Below are 21,730 nucleotides of genomic sequence, written 5' to 3'. Positions count from 1 at the left end.
GGTCACTCAATACCGCCAATGCGGCTGAAACGAACATCTGTAGGCACCCAGCTGAAGAAGCTTTTAGGATCTCGACCAAACTCGAAGCTCATCCAGATAGCCACCGCTTTACCAACCAAGTGTGATTCTGGAACGAACCCCCAGAATCGACTGTCCTGGCTGTTGTCTCGGTTATCACCCATGACGAAGTAACTCCCCTCAGGTACAACCCACTCGCCCGGACGCAAACCACGCTGACGGTAGTAGTGAACCCAAGGTTCAGGGCGTCCTCGATAAACCAAAATGTCATGGCTAACTTCACCCAGTTGCTCTGACAAGCGTTCAACGATTCCACCATGAGGGTCTTTAAACTCATCGCGGTTGACCAGATCCCTGGCGACTAGCTCAAGCTCAGGACAGGGACGCTGCTCCTTACATGCTGGCTGCAGGTAAAGGTTTTTGTCTTTATAGATCACACGGTCACCGGGGAGTCCGATAACACGCTTGATGTAATCAATCTGCGGCTGCTTCGGAAACTTAAATACCGCGATATCGCCGCGCTCTGGCTCGCCAGTCTCGAGAAACTTATTTCTGTTTAGAGGTTCACGCAATCCATAGGCAAACTTTTCCACCAGGATAAAGTCCCCCACCAGAAGCGTGGGCATCATGGAACCGGATGGGATCTGGAATGGCTCATAGATAAATGAGCGTAACACCAATACGATGGCAATGACTGGAAACAGCGATTCAGAAAACTCAAAGATGCCAGGACGTGGGGCAACTCGCTCCTGCGCTTCTTCGTCAAGAGAGGTACCTGCTGCAGCTTCCGCAGCAGCAACCGCCTCACGACGCTTGGGCGCAAACATCACAGCATCGATAAGCCAAAGCACGCCAGTGATCAGCGTGGCAAATACCAGTATCGCGGAAAAAATCCCAGCCATTTTATTTCCTTATTACTTCTTGCCTACCTGCAATACGGCGAGGAATGCTTCTTGGGGCACTTCCACGTTACCGACCTGCTTCATACGCTTTTTACCCTCTTTTTGCTTCTGCAGCAGCTTCTTCTTACGGCTCACGTCACCACCATAACACTTGGCAATAACGTTTTTGCGCAGCTGCTTCACAGTGCTTCGGGCAATAATATGGTTGCCGATAGCCGCCTGAATGGCGATATCAAACATCTGGCGAGGAATAAGCTCACGCATCTTCTCTACCAATTCACGACCACGACTCTGTGCGTTGTCTCTGTGTGTGATCATTGCCAACGCATCAACACGGTCGCCATTAATCAGTACATCGACCCTAACCATGTCAGCTGATTCGAATCGGACAAAGTTATAATCCAACGACGCATAGCCACGGCTGGTCGACTTCAGTCTGTCGAAGAAGTCCATCACCACTTCGGCCATGGGCAACTCATAAGTCACGGCAACCTGTTTACCGTGATAGGTCATATCTTTTTGTACGCCACGCTTTTCAACACACAGCGTAATAACGTTACCCAAAAATTCCTGTGGCACAAGAATGTGGGCTTCAACGATAGGCTCATGTATCTCAAGGATATTATTTACTGGAGGAAGATCTGAGGGGTTATCGATGTTGACCCGCTCATTATCTGTCGTCACCACCTCATAACCTACCGTTGGCGCGGTGGTGATCAACTCCAGATTGTATTCGCGCTCGAGGCGCTCCTGGATGATCTCCATGTGTAGCATGCCAAGGAAGCCAATACGGAATCCAAAGCCCAACGCCGTTGAATTTTCTGGCTCGTAGAACAGAGACGCATCATTCAGGCTCAGCTTTGCCAGTGCATCGCGGAACGCTTCATAATCATCTGAACTAATCGGGAACAGGCCAGCATATACCTGTGGCTTGACCTTTTGGAAGCCAGGCAGCGCTTCAGGTGCTCCACCTTTCGCCAACGTCAACGTATCACCCACAGGGGCACCGTGGATCTCTTTGATACCACAAACGACCCAACCTACTTCGCCGCAATTGAGCTCTGTCGTGTCTTCACGTTTGGGGGTAAAGATACCCAGGCGGTCGATTCCCCATACCTGACCGGTGCTCATCACCTTAATCTTGTCGTTTTTCTTCAAGCTACCGTGCTTGATACGGACCAAAGAGACGACGCCGAGGTAAGAATCGAACCATGAGTCGATAATCAGCGCTTGGGTCGGTGCGTCGGGGTCACCCTCTGGTGGTGGGATCTGGTTAACAATGGTTTCCAGAACATTTTCCACACCCAGGCCTGTTTTTGCCGAGCAGGTAACAGCGTCGGTCGCTTCAATACCGACAATGTCTTCGATCTCTTCAGAAACACGCTCAGGGTCCGCCTGAGGCAAATCGATCTTGTTGAGGATCGGTACGACTTCCAGGTCCATCTCAATGGCTGTATAGCAGTTAGCTACAGTCTGGGCCTCAACCCCCTGCCCTGCGTCAACCACCAGCAAAGCACCTTCACAGGCCGCAAGCGAACGCGATACCTCGTAAGAGAAGTCAACGTGTCCAGGGGTATCAATGAAGTTAAGCTGGTAGGTTTCACCGTCGTTAGCTTTGTAATTCAAGGTGACACTTTGCGCTTTAATGGTAATGCCACGCTCTCGCTCCAGGTCCATAGAGTCGAGAACCTGAGCCTCCATTTCGCGGTCACTCAAGCCACCACATGTCTGAATCAGTCGATCAGAAAGGGTCGACTTACCGTGGTCAATGTGGGCAATAATTGAAAAGTTGCGGATATGCTTCATCTAAACAGAAACCAGTAGCTATCGAAGGTGTGCAGTAAATAGGCGGGCAATTCTACCTTGTTTAATCAGCGCCCGCTATCCTGCATTGTGTGACTAATTGCAACCGGCAGCTGTTCGTCCTGTAAAATCTGGATACGACACGCGGGATCCTGCTCAAGTTGCCTTGCTTTTCTTCTCGCAAAAAACCAGCCGATAATTCCTCCGGACAAGGCTGCGGCAATTTGCCAACCCTCGTCAGGCTGAGCACCCAGCATCGGCTGCAGCGACGACACCGCCACCGCAAAAACAATCGCAGCGATCAGGGGTAAAAGATAAATCAAGCTGGCGCCGCTCAACAGGGTTTGCTCAGGCAAGGCGATCTTAACCTCCTGTTCCAGCTTTAGATTCCCAGGGTCAGGCAACGACAGTCGATGTAACCGACTACCAAAAGCCTTGGCCACAACACCATTACCACAACCTTTCTGGCTACAGGCATCACAAGCACTGCGTTGAATCGCTTCTACCTCGATCCAACCGTCAGCAATCTTCTTGACGACAGCCTGTTCAACCAGCATTGGGGAGCCCTTTATTACGTGGTTTTTCCACGACGGGATAAACCGTTTCAGCGATCCGCTGAGCTGTTTCTGGTGGCATTCGACCAACGACGGTAATTTCAACGCCGGAGTTAATTAAGCTGAATAGGGAAAGCGCACCACGAGTCACTAAGCTGCCTCGCTCTTCCTGGCTCTCTACCTTATTGATATAAACCGAAAACTTGATCAACCCATCGCTGAACATCATGTAATCGACGACATCATTCGTGAGCGCTAAGCGATGTTGGTCCTGATTAACCAGTTCAAAGCCCGCAGGCATCCAGCCTACATTCCACTCCACCAGGTCCTCTGTGTCGCGTCGCTCTGGCTGCGGTACGGTTTGTGGTAACTGAGATGCAGCAATTGATTGCAAATGTTCGGAAGGTTCATCCATCAGTCGTATCGAGACAACCTGCAACTGTTCGACGATGTCACCTTCTCGGCTAATAACATCGGCACGGAGCAGGAAGCCGGTTTCAACATCCGACCATACCAGCAAACCGTAGCGATCAGGCTCTGTGGGCGTGATCCTTACCAGTTGGGCTATCCGGCCAGCGGTACGGCTTTTCCCTCCCATCACAAAGCGATAATTCTCGGAAATCGCACTGATATCACCAAGAAACGGCTTTGGAATTGGGCCATCCATCTGGCGAGCTTTCAACGAATAGGCGGGGCGCTCTGATTCCAAGTAAGACACTGTGCCATCTTTGCGAACAATGTCTCTCAAAGGACCGTTTAGATAGCTGAGATGGCTTATCTCATGGCCATCAACAAAGCCATGCTCCAGTCGCAAAGGCTCGATTCGCCCGCCAAAATTTTGAACCATAGAGATGACGTATGACTCTTGCCTGAATGCATCGGACATACGCTGTAGAAGCAACTCGGGCGCCTTATCGGCGCCCTTGGCATGTGAAATCGTCAGTAAAATCAGTAGGCCACCGACGACGGACCTAAACAGAGTACGCGTCATTTAACGTTCTTCTGTCCCTTCTAAGGTGTCAGATTCCTCAACAGCTGGTTGCTCCGCCTCAACAGGCTGCAAACGGCGCTGCTGCTCATGATCCTGCAAGTACGCATTAATACGTTTGCGCTGCTCCATAATGCGCTGTTGCTGAGCAACGGCTTCATCGTTTACCTGTTCCGCCGTAGGTGCGGCCAAGCTAACTGGCGCCGCTACACCGGTCAGTGGTGTTGTCGTTAACACAGGTGTTGGAATTTCGCTTTCACCCGGCTGGTTATACTGCTGAACACCCAGTACCGCGACTGCGGCGACGGTTGCAGCGATAGCGTACTGCCCTAGCTGTTTTAACAGTGAAACGACCTTGCCCGATTCCGCAGCAGGTTTAGATTCGGTCTGCGCTGGAGCAAGCACTGTAGGCTCTTGTTCCAGTGCATCCGCTATGCGGCTGGTCAGATCAATATCAACGACCGGAGGCATTTCGCCGCGAATAGCGTCACCAATAAGTTGGTATCTGGAGTAGGTGCTCTGCAACGCTTCGTCTTCTAGCAGTGCGTCGATCATTTCGTCGCTGATAGTCTCATCCGCTTGGTTATCCATCCATGCTGAAAGACGTTGCTGGTTATCTGCAGCCATTGTTTCTCTACCTCTGGCGTTAATGTTCTATTAACGGTTTAACTCGTTTATCAATCGCTTCTCGAGCTCGGAAAATGCGGGATCTCACCGTACCTACCGGACACTCCATTACTTCAGCAATCTCTTCGTAACTTAAGCCTTCCAACTCTCGGAGCGTGATGGCGGTTTTCAAGTCATCTGGCAGTGTCTCAATAGTATCGAACACCACCTGACGAATTTCGTCTGTCAGCACCAAACCCTCTGGCGTTGACACATCCCGCAATGCACTTGCACCTTCATAATACTCAGCCTCTTCCGGCTCAATATCGTTGGCTGGCGGACGGCGCCCCTGCGAAACCAAATAGTTCTTCGCACTGTTAACGGCGATCCGATACAGCCAGGTGTAAAACGCACTTTCACCTCTAAAGCCTGGTAATGCCCGATAAGCCTTAATAAAAGCTTCCTGCGCTACGTCGGCGACATCGCCTTGGTTTTTAACGTAACGAGATATCAGGTTTATCACCTTGTGCTGGTATTTTTGTACCAACACATTAAAGGCTCGTTTATCCCCTTGCTGGACTCGCTCGACCAGCTTCTGGTCGATTTGCTGCTCGCTCATTCGAGCTTCCACTCCATCTTTATACTGCTTCCGAACTGGAGGCTCTAAGCATGCACACTTCCATAGACTGCCGTGAAATTATTTAGTTCGAAAGAATGTTAAAAAATTTTACTTGATCTCGGAAAGTGTATCTCAGGTCACAGTTCGGCTAACATAGGTCTCTGAATTAATTGCCCATGATAACGTATGCCGGAGCAAATTGAACACAGCTATGACGTGTTGATTGTTGGCAGTGGTGCAGCAGGCCTTTCGCTTGCCTTGCAACTGGGACAACAAACCACGGTGGCTGTATTAAGTAAGGGTCCTGTCAAAGAAGGCGCCACCTTCTATGCACAGGGAGGAATTGCCGCAGTTTTTGATGCCAGTGACAGTGTCGACTTTCATGTAGAAGATACGCTGACTGCAGGTGCAGACCTGTGTGATGAAGAAGCGGTCCGATATACCGCCAGTAGCGCTCGCGAAAGCATACAGTGGTTAATCGACATGGGCGTTCCTTTTGATCAGGTGAATCGCAAAAAAGGCGAAGAACCCACTTATCATCTAACCCGCGAAGGTGGTCACAGCCATCGCCGTATCCTGCACGCTGCCGATGCGACTGGAAAAGCGGTGCAGACTACGCTGGTCGATCAAGTCAAAGCCTGCCCAAATGTCACACTACTCGAGCGGTACAACGCTGTTGATTTGATAACGGGTCGTAAATTGGGTGATGACAACGATCTTTGTTACGGCGCCTATGTATGGAACCGAAACAAAGAGCAGGTCGAACTTATTCGGGCCCGCTTTATTGTTCTGGCAACGGGCGGTGCAAGTAAAGTTTACCAATACACCAGCAACCCCGATGTCTCCAGTGGAGATGGGATCGCTATGGCGTGGCGCGCCGGATGTCGCGTAGCCAATATGGAATTCAATCAGTTCCATCCCACCTGCCTGTTCCACCCGGAAGCACGGAATTTCCTGTTGACCGAGGCACTGCGTGGCGAAGGCGCCGTACTTAAACGTCCGGATGGCTCACGTTTCATGCCTGACTACGACGATCGTGCCGAATTAGCGCCCAGGGATATTGTTGCAAGAGCGATTGACCATGAGATGAAAAAGCTCGGTGCCGATTGCGTCTATTTAGATATTTCCCATAAACCATCGGATTTTGTGAAAGAGCACTTCCCAACGATTTACAAGAAGTGCCTTGAGCTGGGTATAGATATTACCAGCCAGCCGATTCCGGTGGTTCCCGCGGCCCACTATACCTGCGGCGGTGTCATGGTTGACCTTAAAGGCCGCACCGATCTTGATAACCTCTACGCGGTTGGCGAAGTGACCTATACCGGACTGCATGGGGCTAATCGCATGGCGAGCAACTCCTTGCTGGAGTGTGTGGTGTTTGCCCATGCCGCCGCAAAAGATATTCTGAATCGCTTGGACAGTCAGCCGATGGCACCTTCATTGCCAGCATGGGATGAGAGCCAGGTGACCTGTTCTGACGAAGAGGTCGTTCTGCAACACAACTGGCATGAGCTTCGATTGTTTATGTGGGACTACGTCGGCATTGTTCGAACCACAAAACGCCTCGAACGTGCACTCAGACGTATTCAGCTGTTGAAGCAGGAAATATTTGAGTACTACAGTAATTTCCGCGTAGGGAATAACCTGTTGGAGTTGCGTAATCTGGTTGAAGTAGCAGAGCTAATCGTGCGTTCAGCGATGGCAAGAAAAGAGAGTCGCGGACTGCATTACACTTTGGATTACCCAAAAACGCTGGGAAAAAGCCAGCCGACAATACTCGACCCACATCAGGCTCCAGAATCCTGAGTAGAGACTTCAGCATCCGCTAGCCGCTGCCATTGTATTAGGCAGCGGCAAAGTCTCCGATAATCCTTATCTGACATACTGTCACGCCACAACCACCGCTGGTGCCACCCTTTAGGCAATGGCTCCTTGATTTCGGTACTCTTCAGAGATAGGCGACAGCACCAATCCGTTATTAAGTGCCGACCAACTGCTGTTACCGGAATGCGGGCATTGTGAAGGGTTATTAAAACAACCGAAGTATCGTATCCAACTTCAATGGCTCGAACGCCTTGAAAGCCGCTGCGGTGATACCGGTGAGCCCAGAAAAGCAAGGCCGACACCAGAGCGATGGAAATCAGCCAACCAACAAGTGAATTGGCAACCGTAAGTAACGCGCTACAAACTAAAACAACGGCAAACCAAAAGCTCCGGCTTGCCTGTTTTGAGTGAACTAACGAAATCTCAAATCGCGCCACTATGATCGCGAACTCGCTTGATCATGGCAGCCAATTTGCCATCTTCACAGGATTCATGCCCCATAAACCAGGCAAAAAGCTCTGGGTCATCACAGCTGAGTAAACGTTCGAATGTTTGTTGGTCTTCAGCAGTAAGATTTGGAAACTCAGGCACAAATGGCTCCAAAATCACATCCAGCTCCAACATTCCGCGACGGCAAGCCCATTTCAGGCGCGCCAGCTTTTCTTTCATTTCCACTTGTCGTTATCCCATCTTCTAGACGTGAAAAGTGCCATGCTAACATAGCCTATATAGGGATTGACGACTTGAAAGCCAAACTGTGAGCCCCCAAGTAGTAGCCATCGTATGGACATCATGTCGATGGCCTACCTGCATTGGTGAACAAGCATCGGCCAATTAGGATGTAAAAAATGCACACACAAATAACCTCGCTCTCAAATACAGATACAACAAACCTGCCAGCGCTCGTAGTGATGTCATTAGAACTCGGCGTCACTCAGCTTTCAGGTGAGGACAGGGTGAGCTATCTGCAGGGGCAGACGACCTGTGACGTCACCCTACTCAGCGATAGTAAGCCGTTAAGAGGTGCTCAGTGTGATGCCAAAGGCAAAATGTTAAGCATTTTCACTCTCCTAAAACACAAAGACAGCATCGTAATGCTGCACAGCAAAGAGAGTCAGCAGGTGGCGCTGCCTGAACTAAAGAAGTTTGCTGCCTTCTCCAAAGTAAAGATTGAAGATGCTGCTGCCAAATGGCAGATGATAGGTGTGGCAGGTAAGAACGCCACCGCAGCCATTGAGAGCGCCTTTGGAAAAGCCCCGAATGATGAGGCACCAATGCTCTCCGGAGAAGGGTTTACCATTTTGTACCAGGCAGATCCTGCGCCAAGGTTTTTGGTTTTATTGGCTGCCAGCCACGCAGTGCCGGACGCGCTCACGGAGGCAGAACAGGACTCGCCTGCACTCTGGCAGTTACTAGATATTGAGGCGGGTTATCCTCACCTCTCTACCCCTTTGATTCAGCAATATGTTCCGCAGATGCTTAATTTGCAGAAACTGGATGCGGTCTCCTTTAGCAAAGGTTGTTACATCGGCCAAGAGACAGTTGCGCGCATGAAATACCTCGGGAAAAACAAACGAGCGATGTACCTACTTGAAGGTGAATTCAATAATGAAACTCAGCCGGGTGACAATCTGGAGTTAGCTTTGGGTGACAATTGGCGCCGCAGCGGCGTCGTAGTATCCGCGGTAACCGTAGACAACTTCGGCAAGTTGCTTGCTGTTCTGCCAAACGACATTGAACCGGACGCTAAGCTGAGAGTTTCAGGTCAGGAGCAAAGTTCACTGACACTGGGTCAGCAACCTTACTCCCTGCTTGAGGAATAACTGAATAGACTAGCGGTGTGACACCAGTCTACGTTTGTCTGTGTGTCGACGCCGCGCGTTTGATTGGGACACTAGCTGCACGTTTTGGCGCTTCATCAAATATTCGATGCCAAGCATAAATGCTGAGAAGAGCAGTGCTGCACCGCTGATAAAAGCAAAACTCACTTCTTGACTCGCCTGGTAAACCCAAACACCGACAACAGGCGACAGCAATAAACAACAGATAGCCAGAACAAGTGGTGAACGCATGAATTATCCTCCATGATACTGCGTTGGTCTTTTTATCCAGCCTAGACCGAAAATTGCTAAGCCCCAAATTTCTTTTTCTAATTAGCGTCTTCTTAGATAGTTAAAGCCACCTCCCTCTGACGCCAAACAAAACACGGCGTTTATACCAATCCGCATAAATATATGGTCATATTCGGATTGGTATTAATCTGTCACCTCGGCAGGCTTTTCATCACTGACATATATTCGCTTGACCCGCCCAAACAATCCTTTGATGTCACTAAGAACCAAATAAAGGCATGGGATCAGGAACAGGGTGATGACAGTTGCAAACAGGATCCCAAAGGCCAGTGAAACAGCCATTGGAATAACGATCTGTGCCTGTAGACTCTTCTCCAGAATAATCGGGATCAGACCAAAGAAAGTGGTCAACGAAGTCAGCACAATGGCACGAAAACGTTTGGCACCGGCGCTTAATACCGCATCAGTGAGGCGATACCCTTCCGCTCTGGCCTGATTAATGAAATCCACCATGATAAGGCTGTCATTCACCACCACACCCGATAGCGCGATAATGCCGCATAACGACAACACACTCATCGGTAAACCCAGCAACATGTGCCCAAAAATGGCGCCGATAATGCCAAACGGGATCACTGCCATTATCACAATTGGTTGCGCATAAGACTTTAATGGGATCGCCATCAAAGCGTAGATAGCAAACAAGGCTAAAAAAGCGCCCTTAAGCAATCCAACCAACGCCTTCTGCTCTTCCAAGGTGGCTCCCTCCAGCGCCGATTTGACGCCAGGGTACTTGGATAGAAGCTCTGGAAGAATGTTTTCTTCCACCTCTTTTGAAATCTTTGAGGGCTCTACACGTGTTTTGTCTGCTGATGCAGTCACAGTGATGGCTCGGATACCATCAACGCGTGTGATTCGGGAGTAGCCCTGCGACATTTCAATCTCAGCGACTGCAGAAAAAGGAACTTCATCACCGGTTGCGGTACGGATCCGCATATTTTCCAAGTCGGTAATTGAGCGCCGCTCTTCACGAGGATAACGCACCATGATCTTTACTTCATCGCTGCCACGCTGCACCCGTTGCGCCTCGGCCCCATAGAACCCCTGACGAACCTGGCGCGCGAGATCCAGCAAGGATAATCCCAGCGCTTCAGCCTGAGGCTTGATCGATAGCACGATCTCCTCTTTGCCACCGCTGGAGTCATCGCTGATATCATAAACACCATCAAAATCAGCCAGCCTGAATTTTAACTCCTCTGCAGCTTGCCCCAACATGACCAAATCTTTTCCTATCAGCTTAAAAGCAATGTCCGCACCAGGGCCTTGGTTGATCGAGCCATCAAACTTTAAGTCACGGACACCGCTCACCTCGGGCATCTGCTCTCGCCACAGGTTGGCGATCTCATAGCCGTCAGTTTCCCTATCCTCACCTTTGCTCAGTTCGACCCATATCACGCCCGATGTGCCGCTACTGCGTAAAAAAGCGATATTGTGTTTGACCACCCCAGAGCCTGTCTCCTGCTGAACCTCCTGATCCATGCGATACAAGGCATCGGTCATCACGCGCAATGCCGATGCTGTCGCCTCAGAGGGGGCACCATCAACCATATTCACTTCCGCACGGATAAAGTCGCTGGGCAAGTCGGGGAAGAAAACCGACCTCACATAGCCACCCGCCACCGAGGCACCAATCAACATCAATCCGCTGATAAACAGCGTCATAGTGACGTATCGATATTCAACGGCACGCGCCAGCACTGGCAAGTAGACGGATTTAACAAATCTCGCCATCCAACCACTGCAGAAAAGTCGAAAACGCGTTATCGGATTACGTGTATGGGGATTGTCTTCGGTCACCTTCATATGGACTAAGTGGGCGGGCAGGATCAACTTGGATTCCACAAGCGAAAATACCAGGCACAAGATCACCACCAGCCCGATAGTTTTCCAAATCACGCCGAACGGGCCTGCCACCATCAGCATGGGAGTGAAAGCAGCGATGGTAGTGAGTACACCGAACGTCGCTGGCATCGCAACACGTTGCGCACCGCGAATAACATTTTCGGTGTTATGCCCATACTTTTCGATTTCAGAATAGGCGCTTTCACCAATGATGATGGCGTCATCAACCACTATCCCCAGCACCAAAATAAAACCAAACAAGCTGAGCATGTTGATGGTGACACCAATGGGCTCTACCGGCATCAGTAACATGGACCCGAGGAAACAGACAGGTAACCCCATCAATACCCAAAAGGCCAGGCGCAAGCGCAAAAAAGCAGATAACACAATAAACACCAGCAAGCCGCCCCACACCATGTTGTTGACCATAAGGTCGAGACGCCCTTGCAGATAAAACGCGTTATCTCCCCAAGTCGCTATTGATATCCCCTCTGGCAACGACTCGCGTTTCTCCTCGACATACTCATTGACGACTTTGGAGATATGCAGTGCATCCTGATCCCCCACCGAGTTAACCGCCACGCTCATACTTGGCATGCGGTCAAACTCAGAAAAGCGTTCAATTTCAGTAAATCCGTCATTGATCATCGCAACATCAGAAAGCAGCAAACGACTGCCGTCAGGGCGGGTCATTAGCACGAGATCATTGAACTCATGCCCGTAATACGCTTGTCCTTTGGCACGAAGAAGAATGTCGCCCGTCCGGGTTTTGATTGCGCCACCGGGCAGATCTAAACTGGAGTTTCTTACCGCTCTGACAACATCATCAAAGGTGAGACCGTATTCACGGAGGCGCCCCTCAGAAATCTCGATAGCCACCTCATACTCTCTGGCTCCCCAAATCTCTGCCGACGTAATTCCAGGCAACGCGATGATCTCTTCTCGGACCGATTTGGTGAGTTCTTTCATCGCGATCTCATCCAGGTTGCCGTAAACCTGAACAAAAATCACCTGCTCTTCAGCCTGTTGCTTATAGATGATTGGCTTTTCAATATTCTCTGGAAACGAACTGATCGCATCTATGCGCAATTTCACTTCATCCAGCACTTCACCGATATCGAAATCATCTTCGACTTCAATGGTGAGTGAGCCGATACCCTCGCTTGCTCTGGAGGTGATCTTCTTGATGCCAGTGATATCTTCAATCGCCTCTTCGATACGGATATTGATCCCCTCTTCCACTTCCTGTGGCGCGGCACCGGGGTAAGGAACTTCTACAGATATGAGATTGAGAGTGATTTGTGGAAAGACTTCCCGCTGAATGGTAAACGCCGATACCAACCCACCAATGAGCAACACCGCCATCAACAAATTGGCTGCGACACTGTTTCGGGCAAACCAGGCGATAATCCCTTTACGCGTATCCATAGCTACTCCTGGGTATCGCCGTCGTTAGCAATAGCGATCTGCTCTGGTTCACTCTCGAGCCCTTGAGGGCCAGGAAGTGAAGGCGGGATAGTTCGTACAGCCATACCATCGAGTGGATTACTGATCGGCGTCAGCGCAACTTGTTCGCCGTCCTCGATACCCGCGCTAATATAAACCGAATCTCCATCCGTTCTAAGCACTTCCACATCACGCAATCGCAAATGGTTTTCACTGTCTACAAGCAAAATCTGATTGCCACGTCGTAACACATGGCGAGGGAATACATAGATGTTCTCGGCACGCTGCCCGGCGATATCAGCCTGAACAAAGCGACCGAACTTGAGCGGAAAGTAACCATCCGTGTTGGCAAGATTTCTACCGTAAGGATCATCCACTTCTGCGACCAGATAGATCAGACGTGTTTTTTCATCGATGACTTTTTCACTGCGTCGCAGTTGAGCCGACCATTCTGCTTTGGTACCTGCGATGTGGGCTGACAGAGTGACATCCGGGATCACTGCACTATCCCGGTCCATAACAAAGGGCAGCTCCAAATAAGCCAGGTCATTATCACTGAGTGGTAAACGCACCTCGGCAACATCTGTACCGTACACAATGCCTATCTGGGCGCCCACAGTAAGGTATTGCCCCAAATCCACATCCTTCTGATAAACCATGCCATCATAAGGCGCTCGGATCATGGTGCGTTCCAAGTCGCGATTGGCCTTTTCCAGCTCAGCTTCAGCGTATGCCACGTTAGCCATCTCTTTGGCCACTTGCGGCTTACGCAACCCCAGTTCTGGCGCGGTTTCGAGGTCAAACTGCTTCCAATCTGTCTCAGCCACTTTGGCGCGAGCTAACTCTTCTTGGAGATTGGCTTTGGCGCGGGCAACTTCGGCCTTCGCAGCTATCAATGCGGTCTGGTAGTCTGCTGGTTCAATACGAACCAGAAGGTCGCCCTTATTGAAGTAACCGCCGTTAACAAATTTGGGGGAGATTTCGATGACGCGCCCACGCACCTCTGAAATCAGGTCCGTTTCAACTTTGGGGCGCACTGTTCCCTGTGCTTTTACGGTGAAACGCACCGTTTGCGGAGACGCAGATAAGGTATCCACCAGCAAGGCTTTTTTATCGTCTTCTTTTTGCTCGGGCGGCTTTTTGCTGGCAATGATGAGCTGGGCGGCACCGGCGGCGACCACCAGGATCAGTATCGGTAAACCAGCTTTCAACAGAATTGATTTCAAAGCCATTCTCCATCTATATGACGTTTAATCTCTATTTACTCTCTCTGATATTAACTGCTTAAACGCAAAAAGAGATTAAAGCCCTTATTAAAAGTGTTACAAATTTGTAATTCTCAGATGCCAGCCAATAAGCAGCCTTTAGCACCTGAACTCTACTCCATGCAGGACGAAAGATGCTCCGTACAGCCTCTACACAGCGTGCCCCGCGAAGCGTAGTGGGTATCGCCGCTCCCGCACATTAGCATGCCCCACGCAGTGTTTTGGGTACCATGTGCCCGCGGCATACCGTACTTCCTGTACATTGCCGCTCCTGCACATCCATGTGCCCGCGGCATACCGTACTTCCTGTACATAAAAAAACCGCCCGAAGGCGGTTTTATAGGTATTCACGAGTAGAGGCAGAATCTACGGACGTAGTGCACGCTCGCCACGAGAGATCCCCGAAACGCCACTGCGAACCACTTCAATAATCTCGGTGGATTCACGTACCGCTTCGATGAAAGCATCCAGCTTATCCGAAGGCCCAGTCAATTGAACCGTGTACAGAGTCGGCGTTACATCGACGATCTGGCCGCGGAAAATATCACTGGTACGTTTGATCTCTTCTCGAGTCTCGCCAACTGCACGCAGTTTTACCAACATCAGTTCACGCTCAACATGCGCCGCTTCTGACAGGTCGGTGATCTTCAACACGTCGATCAGCTTGTTCACCTGTTTGGTGATCTGTTCAATCACCTGATCATCACCGTAAGTCGTGATGGTAATGCGCGACAGGCTACGGTCATCGGTTGGCGCAACTGTCAGCGATTCAATGTTGTAACCACGCTGGGCAAACAAACCGATGATACGACTTAATGCGCCAGGTTCATTTTCCAGCAGAATAGAAAGAATACGCCGCATTAGGTTCGCTCCGTCTTAGATAAAAACATTTCGTCCATGGCACCGAACTTAATCTGCATCGGGTAGACGTGTTCAGCTTGGTCAACATGAATGTCGAGGAAGACCAACTTATCTTTCATTGCGAACGCTTTTTCCAGCGCAGGCTCCAGCTCAGATGGCTTAGTCACCTTGATGCCTACATGGCCATAGGCCTCAGCCAACATAACCCAGTCAGGCATCGACTCCATGTAGCTGTGGCTATGACGATTGCTGTAAAACATATCCTGCCACTGCTTCACCATACCGAGCTGCGCATTATTCAGTGAGATGATTTTGACAGGCATGTCATATTGCATACAGGTAGACAGCTCCTGAATATTCATCTGGATACTGCCATCACCCGTTACACAGGCCACTTCCGCATCAGGAAACGCGCGTTTAACGCCCATCGCTGCAGGGAATCCAAAGCCCATGGTGCCAAGACCACCGGAGTTGATCCAACGGCGAGGTTTGTCGAATGGATAGTAGAGCGCAGCAAACATCTGGTGCTGGCCTACGTCTGATGTGACATATGCATCGCCACCCGTCACTTTGTATAGTGCTTCAATCACCTGCTGAGGCTTGATCACCTCATCACTCTTGGCGTAGTCCAAACAGCGAGTCTTACGCCAACCTTCGATGGTATCCCACCAGCCAGTCAACGCTTCCTGATCCAGCTTGGCACCACTGGTGTCCAACTGTGAGAGCATTTGACGCAAAACGGTATCTGCGGCACCCACGATAGGTACATGAGCCATCACTGTTTTGGAGATAGACGCGGGGTCGATATCAATATGCAGAATCGTGGCATCAGGGCAGAACTTGGCAACATTGTTGGTCACACGGTCATCAAAGCGCGCGCCAACGGCGAGGATACAATCGCTATGATGCATCGCTTTGTTGGCTTGCAGCGTACCGTGCATACCCAACATTCCGAGGAACTGATCATGGGTACCGGGGAATGCACCTAACCCCATCAGGGTGTTAGTCACAGGCAGGTTTAATCGCTCAGCTAGCTCTGTCAGTGCCTGAGCCGCTTCACCAATCACCGCACCACCACCGGCATAGAGAACCGGACGTTTGGCTTGCAACAGAATATCCAGCGCTTTTTTAATCTGACGGCCATGGCCTTTGGTCGTCGGATTGTAAGAGCGCATCTTAATTTCTGTTGGCAAGTTGTATTCAAACTTGTTGGCGGGGTTTTGACAGTCTTTTGGCAGATCAACCACAACGGGGCCAGGGCGACCGGTTGAAGCTATATAGAAAGCTTTGGCAATCGCTTCTGGAATATCTTCCGCTTTTTTGACCAGGAAACTGTGCTTAACGATTGGGCGAGAACAGCCAAACATGTCTGTTTCCTGGAACGCATCCATACCGATCAGGCTCGTTGGTACCTGGCCAGAAAGCACCACCATAGGGATTGAATCCATGTAGGCTGTCGCAATACCGGTCAGGGTATTGGTTGCACCAGGGCCAGAGGTGACCAGTGCGACGCCGACATCACCGGTAGCACGAGAATAACCATCAGCCGCATGCACTGCAGCCTGTTCATGGCGCACAAGAATATGCTCCATGTCCGGTTGTTGGAACATGGCATCGTAGATATCTAATACAGAGCCGCCAGGGTAGCCAAATATACACTTCACGCCGAGGTCCTGAAGGCTTTGGACCACCATTTCGGCGCCAGAGAGCATTTTCACCGTCTCATCCTCTTAGGTTTGAAGTAGTCAATACAACCGTTGTCAATATTAGTTATGAAATTCACTGAAATCGGATCAGTAAAGATGGCTGTACGCAGGTTGACAGACTCGGACAAATGGCCCCGAAAGTCAACCGATTATCGGCGCCAAACCGCATTAGCACCGGGATTTAAACAGCATACTTAGTAAGGATATCTGCAAATAAAAACGGGAGGCTAAGCCTCCCGTCTCTCATATTCCAAAAGCGATGGTAATGAACGCCCCGTTTAAAACGGGTGTGTAATTAGCTTTGCGCCTGGGGACGCATCGCTGGGAACAGCACCACATCACGGATAGTGTGGCTGTCGGTGAACAGCATCACCAGGCGGTCGATACCAATGCCCTGCCCCGCCGTTGGCGGCAAGCCGTGCTCCAATGCCGTGATGTAGTCTTCGTCGAAGAACATCGCTTCATCGTCACCGGCATCTTTCTGCTCTACCTGATGACGGAAACGATCAGCCTGGTCCTGGGCATCGTTAAGCTCAGAGAAACCGTTCGCGATCTCGCGGCCACCCACAAAGAACTCAAAGCGGTCAGTGATGAATGGGTCTGCATCGTTACGACGCGCCAGAGGTGATACTTCCGCCGGGTACTCAGTAATAAAGGTTGGCTGGATCAGACGGTGCTCAACGGTCTCTTCGAAGATCTCGGTGATCACTTTGCCGAGGCCCCAAGACTTCTGAACTTCAATCTTCAGGTCTTTTGCCACTTCACAAGCTGTTTCCAACGTCGCTAACTGCTCCATGGTAACTTCAGGGTTGTACTTGAGGATCGACTCTTTCATGGGCAGACGAGCAAACGGCGCGCCGAAGTCGAACTCTTCTTCACCGTACTTGACGACACTACTACCCAATACCTGTTGAGTAACGGTGCGCAACATCTCTTCGGTCAGGTCCATCAAGTCGTTGTAATCCGCATACGCCATATAGAATTCCATCATGGTGAATTCAGGATTATGACGAGGCGACAAACCTTCGTTGCGGAAGTTACGGTTGATCTCGAATACACGCTCAAAACCACCCACAACCAAGCGCTTCAAGTAAAGTTCAGGGGCAATACGCAGATACATATCGATATCCAGCGCATTGTGATGAGTGATAAACGGACGTGCAGAGGCACCACCTGGGATCACCTGCATCATAGGCGTTTCCACTTCCATAAAGTGGCGTTGATTCATGAACTGACGGATCGCTTCGATGATCTTCGAGCGAACCAAAAAGGTCTCGCGCGATTCCTGGTTCATGATCAGGTCAACGTAACGCTGACGATAGCGTTGCTCTTGATCCGTCAAACCATGGAATTTTTCTGGCAGAGGACGCAGCGCCTTCGTCAGCAGCTTGTACTCTTCCATATTGACGTAAAGGTCGCCTTTACCTGACTTATGCAGCGCGCCTTTTACACCGATGATGTCACCGATGTCTAAGCCACCGATCTCTTTCAGTTCTTTTTGAACATCTTTTGCTGCATACGCCTGGATACGACCACTCATATCCTGTACTGCCAGGAAAGGCCCTCGCTTAGCCATGACTCGGCCAGCAATAGCAACCTGCAAGCCAAGTTCTTCCAGCTCTTCTTTCGATTTATCACCATGAGCTTCCTGCAGGTCTTTGGCCAGCGCATCGCGACGCCAATCGTTAGGATGACCGTTCGCTTTACAATCGCGGCGGATCTGATCGAGTTTGCCACGCCGTTCGGCGATCAATTTGTTTTCGTCCTGTACCTGCTCAGTCATGTTTCAACCTTTGCGAATTAATAATGTTCCCGGTCTTTACAGACCAGACTTCAAACTTGCTTCAATAAATCTGTCCAGATCACCGTCCAGCACGGCTTGCGTATTGCGATTTTCAACGCCGGTACGAAGATCTTTAATACGTGAGTCGTCCAATACATAGGAGCGGATCTGACTTCCCCAGCCGATATCGCTCTTGGCGTCTTCCATCGCCTGCTTTTCAGCGTTTTGTTTCTGCATCTCCAGCTCAAACAGCTTAGCTTTTAGCTGCTTCATTGCCTGATCTTTGTTCTTATGCTGAGAGCGATCATTCTGACACTGCACTACTGTGTTAGTCGGCAAGTGGGTAATACGCACCGCCGAGTCAGTTCGGTTAACGTGCTGACCACCGGCACCCGAAGCTCGGTAAGTATCGATACGCAAGTCAGACGGATTGATATCGATCTCAATCGAATCATCAATTTCCGGGTAGATAAACGCTGATGCAAACGAAGTATGGCGACGACCACCGGAGTCGAATGGGCTCTTTCTTACCAAACGGTGCACACCCGTTTCGGTGCGTAACCAGCCGAAGGCGTACTCGCCTTGAACTCGGATTGTGGCACTTTTGATACCAGCGACATCACCATCAGACAATTCAATAATTTCGGTTTTAAAGCCTTTGGCTTCTGCCCAGCGCAAGTACATGCGCAGCATCATGTCACACCAGTCCTGGGCCTCAGTGCCGCCAGAACCAGCTTGAAGATCGATGTAGGCATCGGAGCCATCCTGCTCACCGGAGAACATACGGCGGAACTCCAGCTTGTGCAGTTTGCCTTCCAGTTCATCCAATTCGGCAACCGCTTCGTTGAAGGTGTCTTCATCTTCGGCTTCAACCGCGAGTTCAAGCAGGCCTTCGACATCTTCCAATCCCTGACGCATCTGATCGACGGTATCGACCACGGCTTCTAAACCAGAACGCTCTTTGCCTAGGGCTTGTGCGCGCTCAGGCTCGTTCCAGACATCCGGCTGCTCCAATTCGCGCGACACTTCTTCGAGACGCTCTTTTTTCTGGTCGTAATCGAGATAGCCGACCAGGGTCTCTGTGCGCTCGCGGAAATCGTTGATCTTGTTGTGAACCGGATTAATTTCGAACATGTGACTGGTTTACCGTGGAAATTTAACCGCGGGATTCTAACTGAAACTCCGCTGAAGATACAGTTATTTGAACCGGATCACAGGGGCATTTACCTCCTCGCCGTAGCCAGATCAAACTGTCTCTATATTGCTACAGACCATGATGAATTTGATAACCCCGTAGACTGGAAAAGTCACAAGGCATATCAGTATGCTTGATGTGGTCTGACACCATCAAAAGATCAAAACATGTCCTCAGAGATCCGAGCCTGGGCAAAACAGGCCGTCGCCCTTATCGATGCCGACTTCCAACGCAGCGCAGATACCCATCTAATCAAGCTGCAAATACCAGCAGCGCCCGGCGTAGACCTGTACTTAAAAGATGAATCGACCCACCCTACCGGTAGCTTAAAACACAGGCTTGCACGCTCACTGTTTTTATATGGGATTTGCAACGGTTGGATAAAACCCGGAAGGCCAGTAATTGAAGCTTCCAGCGGAAGTACAGCGGTATCAGAAGCCTACTTTGCACGGATGCTGAACCTTCCTTTTATTGCTGTAATGCCTTCATGCACATCTCAAGAGAAGATCGACAAGATCAGCTTTTATGGAGGTCAATGTCACCTGACAGATTCGGCCGGAGATATATCAGCAGAAGCGAATAGGCTGGCAAAAGAGACTGGGGGCCACTTCATCGATCAATTTACCTACGCCGAGCGCGCAACCGACTGGCGCGGAAACAACAACATTGCCGAAAGTATCTACCAGCAGATGGCACACGAGCCTCATCCTGTTCCTCGCTGGTTGGTAATGAGTGCTGGTACTGGTGGCACCTCAGCGACACTGGGCAGACACGCCAGATACCATAAAACCGATACTCAGCTCTGTGTGGTCGACCCTGATTTTTCCGCGTTTTACCCCAGCTATCAGTCTGGCGACACCAGTTTCAATACGGGCAAAGACTCCCGTATCGAAGGTATTGGCCGACCAAAGGTAGAAGCTTCCTTTGTGCCCGATGTTATCGACCGCATGATGCATATTCCTGATGCGGCATCTATCGCAACCATTCGTTTTCTGGAACAAGTGTTGGGCAGGAAGTGCGGAGGATCTACCGGCACCAATCTATATGGCAGCTTACAACTCGCCAAAGAGATGTATGAAACAGGCGAACAAGGCTCCATTGTTACCCTTATCTGTGACGGGGGGGAACGCTATCTAAACACTTACTACAATGATGATTGGTGCCAGCAACAAGACCTCGACCTGTTAAGATACCAACCGGAGCTCAATTCATTGTGGTTTGGCGACTGAGCCTCACTGTCTGAGCAATAAAAAAGGCGCCTACGGCGCCTTTTTTATTCGACAGCTAATGATTAGAAGTGATACTTCACAATAGCTGAAACAGCATCTTTCTGATCGACTTCGATAGGCAAGTCGTCACTTAAACCGTACTTGTTGCTCCAGTAGTCATACTCGATACCAATGTAAAGCTGGCCTTTGCTCTCTTCACCCCACAGGCTCATACCCAAGTCATATTTGATCTGTGGGTTGATGTGAAGGTTTTCTTCATAGTTGTCATTGTCTGACTTGAACACCCAATCAATGAAACCGTCAACAACCAACTCAGACTGACCCACGGGGAAGGTTACCTTCCACACCGGCGTCAACTGCCAGCCTTCGCTGTCATTGTTATTAGGATCACGCTTGTATAGGTTCAACTGAAAGAAATCGAAGCCAGGCAAAGCAAGGTCTACCGCAGGACCATAAAGTACACTTTCAACATCACCTTTACCGAACTCATAGGTAAAAGTTGCCAAAACGTCGGTAACGATACCGAACGACATATCATTGCCGCTAATCTTGCTAGCGCTGAAACGAGGAGAAATCTCACCATACTGGGCGTCATTATCAGGGCTATCGTGATAAGTGATGTAATCATAGAACATGAAGAAGTCACCGTACTTGTGACCATTTACATGCTCAAAGGTAACCGTGGTTTGATCTTCTGCATTAACTTCAAAGTTCGTACCGTGAAGCAGTGTCAGGCTGGTATCTGACCAGAAGAAGAAATCTTCAGCACTGGCTGGCGCAGCAAATACCAACGCCGCACCACATAAAGCGGCTTTATAGTTCATAGGTGGCCCTTTCAAGAATATTGGTTATCGACCAACGTATCTTATTTGAATTGTGTTATACGCCGGTCTTTGCGGGCGCGGATTGTACATACCCACTAACCTGACAGCCAGCAAAAATCGTCAAGTTACTGAT

Annotated in this window: 19 protein-coding genes; 3 read left to right on the top strand and 16 right to left on the bottom strand. The window is 50.1% G+C overall.

Features of this window, described 5'->3' with window-relative positions:
* Window positions 1–2 precede the first annotated feature (2 nt).
* The 6 genes from lepB to rpoE all read right to left on the bottom strand — a co-directional run bounded on the left by lepB (window position 3) and on the right by rpoE (window position 5,490).
* Window positions 3–920 (bottom strand): signal peptidase I, encoded by a 918-nt coding sequence (gene lepB, locus ABEA14_RS14160; RefSeq protein WP_345340688.1) that lies wholly within the window; start codon window positions 918–920, stop codon window positions 3–5.
* Between the two features lie 12 nt (window positions 921–932).
* Complete coding sequence (lepA, locus tag ABEA14_RS14155) at window positions 933–2,726, bottom strand: translation elongation factor 4 (protein WP_345340687.1); 1,794 nt, start codon at window positions 2,724–2,726, stop codon at window positions 933–935.
* A gap of 65 nt (window positions 2,727–2,791) precedes the next feature.
* The gene (locus ABEA14_RS14150) at window positions 2,792–3,280 is read right to left on the bottom strand and encodes a SoxR reducing system RseC family protein (RefSeq protein ID WP_345340686.1); all 489 of its coding nucleotides are present in this window, start codon (window positions 3,278–3,280) and stop codon (window positions 2,792–2,794) included.
* Window positions 3,270–4,268: a MucB/RseB C-terminal domain-containing protein gene (locus ABEA14_RS14145; RefSeq protein ID WP_345340685.1), complete on the bottom strand. Its 999-nt coding sequence runs from the start codon at window positions 4,266–4,268 to the stop codon at window positions 3,270–3,272. The genes ABEA14_RS14150 and ABEA14_RS14145 overlap by 11 nt, the downstream gene beginning before the upstream one ends.
* Window positions 4,269–4,892 carry a sigma-E factor negative regulatory protein gene (locus ABEA14_RS14140; RefSeq protein ID WP_345340684.1) on the bottom strand — a complete coding sequence of 208 codons (624 nt, stop codon included), beginning with the start codon at window positions 4,890–4,892 and terminating at the stop codon, window positions 4,269–4,271.
* A 19-nt stretch (window positions 4,893–4,911) separates the two neighbouring features.
* Window positions 4,912–5,490, bottom strand: a complete 579-nt coding sequence (gene rpoE / locus ABEA14_RS14135) for an RNA polymerase sigma factor RpoE (protein WP_345340683.1) — start codon at window positions 5,488–5,490, stop codon at window positions 4,912–4,914.
* Window positions 5,491–5,676: 186 nt separating this feature from the next.
* Here rpoE and nadB point away from each other — a divergent pair, with 186 nt between their 5' ends.
* Window positions 5,677–7,296, top strand: coding sequence for an L-aspartate oxidase (gene nadB, locus ABEA14_RS14130; RefSeq protein WP_345340682.1), 1,620 nt, complete (start codon window positions 5,677–5,679; stop codon window positions 7,294–7,296).
* Here the strand turns inward: nadB and ABEA14_RS19365 are convergent.
* Complete coding sequence (locus ABEA14_RS19365) at window positions 7,278–7,751, bottom strand: protein YgfX (protein ID WP_377776208.1); 474 nt, start codon at window positions 7,749–7,751, stop codon at window positions 7,278–7,280. The genes nadB and ABEA14_RS19365 overlap by 19 nt on opposite strands.
* Window positions 7,738–7,983: an FAD assembly factor SdhE gene (locus ABEA14_RS14125; RefSeq protein WP_377776209.1), complete on the bottom strand. Its 246-nt coding sequence runs from the start codon at window positions 7,981–7,983 to the stop codon at window positions 7,738–7,740. Before ABEA14_RS14125 ends, ABEA14_RS19365 begins: the two co-directional genes overlap by 14 nt.
* Before the next feature lie 179 nt (window positions 7,984–8,162).
* Between ABEA14_RS14125 and ygfZ the strand changes: the two genes are divergently transcribed.
* The gene (gene ygfZ / locus ABEA14_RS14120; protein WP_345340680.1) at window positions 8,163–9,137 is read left to right on the top strand and encodes a tRNA-modifying protein YgfZ; all 975 of its coding nucleotides are present in this window, start codon (window positions 8,163–8,165) and stop codon (window positions 9,135–9,137) included.
* 9 nt (window positions 9,138–9,146) lie between these two features.
* On the opposite strand, the gene ABEA14_RS14115 is transcribed toward ygfZ, so the two are convergent.
* From ABEA14_RS14115 to prfB, 7 genes are all read right to left on the bottom strand, one after another.
* Window positions 9,147–9,386, bottom strand: a complete 240-nt coding sequence (locus ABEA14_RS14115) for a hypothetical protein (protein WP_345340679.1) — start codon at window positions 9,384–9,386, stop codon at window positions 9,147–9,149.
* A gap of 183 nt (window positions 9,387–9,569) precedes the next feature.
* On the bottom strand, window positions 9,570–12,716 hold the full coding sequence (locus ABEA14_RS14110; protein WP_345340678.1) for an efflux RND transporter permease subunit: 3,147 nt from the start codon (window positions 12,714–12,716) through the stop codon (window positions 9,570–9,572).
* A gap of 2 nt (window positions 12,717–12,718) precedes the next feature.
* On the bottom strand, window positions 12,719–13,960 hold the full coding sequence (locus ABEA14_RS14105) for an efflux RND transporter periplasmic adaptor subunit (protein WP_345340677.1): 1,242 nt from the start codon (window positions 13,958–13,960) through the stop codon (window positions 12,719–12,721).
* A 405-nt stretch (window positions 13,961–14,365) separates the two neighbouring features.
* The gene (gene ilvN, locus ABEA14_RS14100) at window positions 14,366–14,860 is read right to left on the bottom strand and encodes an acetolactate synthase small subunit (protein WP_345340676.1); all 495 of its coding nucleotides are present in this window, start codon (window positions 14,858–14,860) and stop codon (window positions 14,366–14,368) included.
* Complete coding sequence (locus tag ABEA14_RS14095; protein WP_345340675.1) at window positions 14,860–16,578, bottom strand: acetolactate synthase 3 large subunit; 1,719 nt, start codon at window positions 16,576–16,578, stop codon at window positions 14,860–14,862. Before ABEA14_RS14095 ends, ilvN begins: the two co-directional genes overlap by 1 nt.
* Before the next feature lie 283 nt (window positions 16,579–16,861).
* Window positions 16,862–18,349 (bottom strand): lysine--tRNA ligase, encoded by a 1,488-nt coding sequence (lysS, locus tag ABEA14_RS14090; protein WP_345340674.1) that lies wholly within the window; start codon window positions 18,347–18,349, stop codon window positions 16,862–16,864.
* A gap of 36 nt (window positions 18,350–18,385) precedes the next feature.
* The gene (gene prfB, locus ABEA14_RS14085; RefSeq protein ID WP_345340673.1) at window positions 18,386–19,483 is read right to left on the bottom strand and encodes a peptide chain release factor 2; all 1,098 of its coding nucleotides are present in this window, start codon (window positions 19,481–19,483) and stop codon (window positions 18,386–18,388) included.
* Window positions 19,484–19,711: 228 nt separating this feature from the next.
* Here prfB and ABEA14_RS14080 point away from each other — a divergent pair, with 228 nt between their 5' ends.
* Window positions 19,712–20,773, top strand: coding sequence for a PLP-dependent cysteine synthase family protein (locus ABEA14_RS14080; RefSeq protein ID WP_345340672.1), 1,062 nt, complete (start codon window positions 19,712–19,714; stop codon window positions 20,771–20,773).
* Window positions 20,774–20,835: 62 nt separating this feature from the next.
* Here ABEA14_RS14080 and ABEA14_RS14075 read toward each other — a convergent pair whose 3' ends face one another.
* The gene (locus ABEA14_RS14075) at window positions 20,836–21,597 is read right to left on the bottom strand and encodes an outer membrane protein OmpK (protein WP_345340671.1); all 762 of its coding nucleotides are present in this window, start codon (window positions 21,595–21,597) and stop codon (window positions 20,836–20,838) included.
* Window positions 21,598–21,730 lie beyond the last annotated feature (133 nt).

Origin of the sequence: Corallincola platygyrae (assembly GCF_039544265.1) — a bacterium.
In the GTDB taxonomy this organism is placed as follows: Bacteria; Pseudomonadota; Gammaproteobacteria; order Enterobacterales; family Neiellaceae; genus Corallincola; species Corallincola platygyrae.
Note: the sequence above shows the minus strand (reverse complement) of the source record. Positions and strands in the feature narration are given on the sequence as shown.

What these genes read in the sequence shown, in the direction of transcription:
- lepB (WP_345340688.1), bottom strand. Translation starts at nt 920, where the DNA reads ATGGCTGGGATTTTTTCCGCGATACTGGTATTTGCCACGCTGATCACT.
- lepA (WP_345340687.1), bottom strand. Translation starts at nt 2,726, where the DNA reads ATGAAGCATATCCGCAACTTTTCAATTATTGCCCACATTGACCACGGT.
- ABEA14_RS14150 (WP_345340686.1), bottom strand. Translation starts at nt 3,280, where the DNA reads ATGCTGGTTGAACAGGCTGTCGTCAAGAAGATTGCTGACGGTTGGATC.
- ABEA14_RS14145 (WP_345340685.1), bottom strand. Translation starts at nt 4,268, where the DNA reads ATGACGCGTACTCTGTTTAGGTCCGTCGTCGGTGGCCTACTGATTTTA.
- ABEA14_RS14140 (WP_345340684.1), bottom strand. Translation starts at nt 4,892, where the DNA reads ATGGCTGCAGATAACCAGCAACGTCTTTCAGCATGGATGGATAACCAA.
- rpoE (WP_345340683.1), bottom strand. Translation starts at nt 5,490, where the DNA reads ATGAGCGAGCAGCAAATCGACCAGAAGCTGGTCGAGCGAGTCCAGCAA.
- nadB (WP_345340682.1), top strand. Translation starts at nt 5,677, where the DNA reads ATGCCGGAGCAAATTGAACACAGCTATGACGTGTTGATTGTTGGCAGT.
- ABEA14_RS14125 (WP_377776209.1), bottom strand. Translation starts at nt 7,983, where the DNA reads ATGAAAGAAAAGCTGGCGCGCCTGAAATGGGCTTGCCGTCGCGGAATG.
- ygfZ (WP_345340680.1), top strand. Translation starts at nt 8,163, where the DNA reads ATGCACACACAAATAACCTCGCTCTCAAATACAGATACAACAAACCTG.
- ABEA14_RS14115 (WP_345340679.1), bottom strand. Translation starts at nt 9,386, where the DNA reads ATGCGTTCACCACTTGTTCTGGCTATCTGTTGTTTATTGCTGTCGCCT.
- ABEA14_RS14110 (WP_345340678.1), bottom strand. Translation starts at nt 12,716, where the DNA reads ATGGATACGCGTAAAGGGATTATCGCCTGGTTTGCCCGAAACAGTGTC.
- ilvN (WP_345340676.1), bottom strand. Translation starts at nt 14,860, where the DNA reads ATGCGGCGTATTCTTTCTATTCTGCTGGAAAATGAACCTGGCGCATTA.
- lysS (WP_345340674.1), bottom strand. Translation starts at nt 18,349, where the DNA reads ATGACTGAGCAGGTACAGGACGAAAACAAATTGATCGCCGAACGGCGT.
- prfB (WP_345340673.1), bottom strand. Translation starts at nt 19,483, where the DNA reads ATGTTCGAAATTAATCCGGTTCACAACAAGATCAACGATTTCCGCGAG.
- ABEA14_RS14080 (WP_345340672.1), top strand. Translation starts at nt 19,712, where the DNA reads ATGTCCTCAGAGATCCGAGCCTGGGCAAAACAGGCCGTCGCCCTTATC.
- ABEA14_RS14075 (WP_345340671.1), bottom strand. Translation starts at nt 21,597, where the DNA reads ATGAACTATAAAGCCGCTTTATGTGGTGCGGCGTTGGTATTTGCTGCG.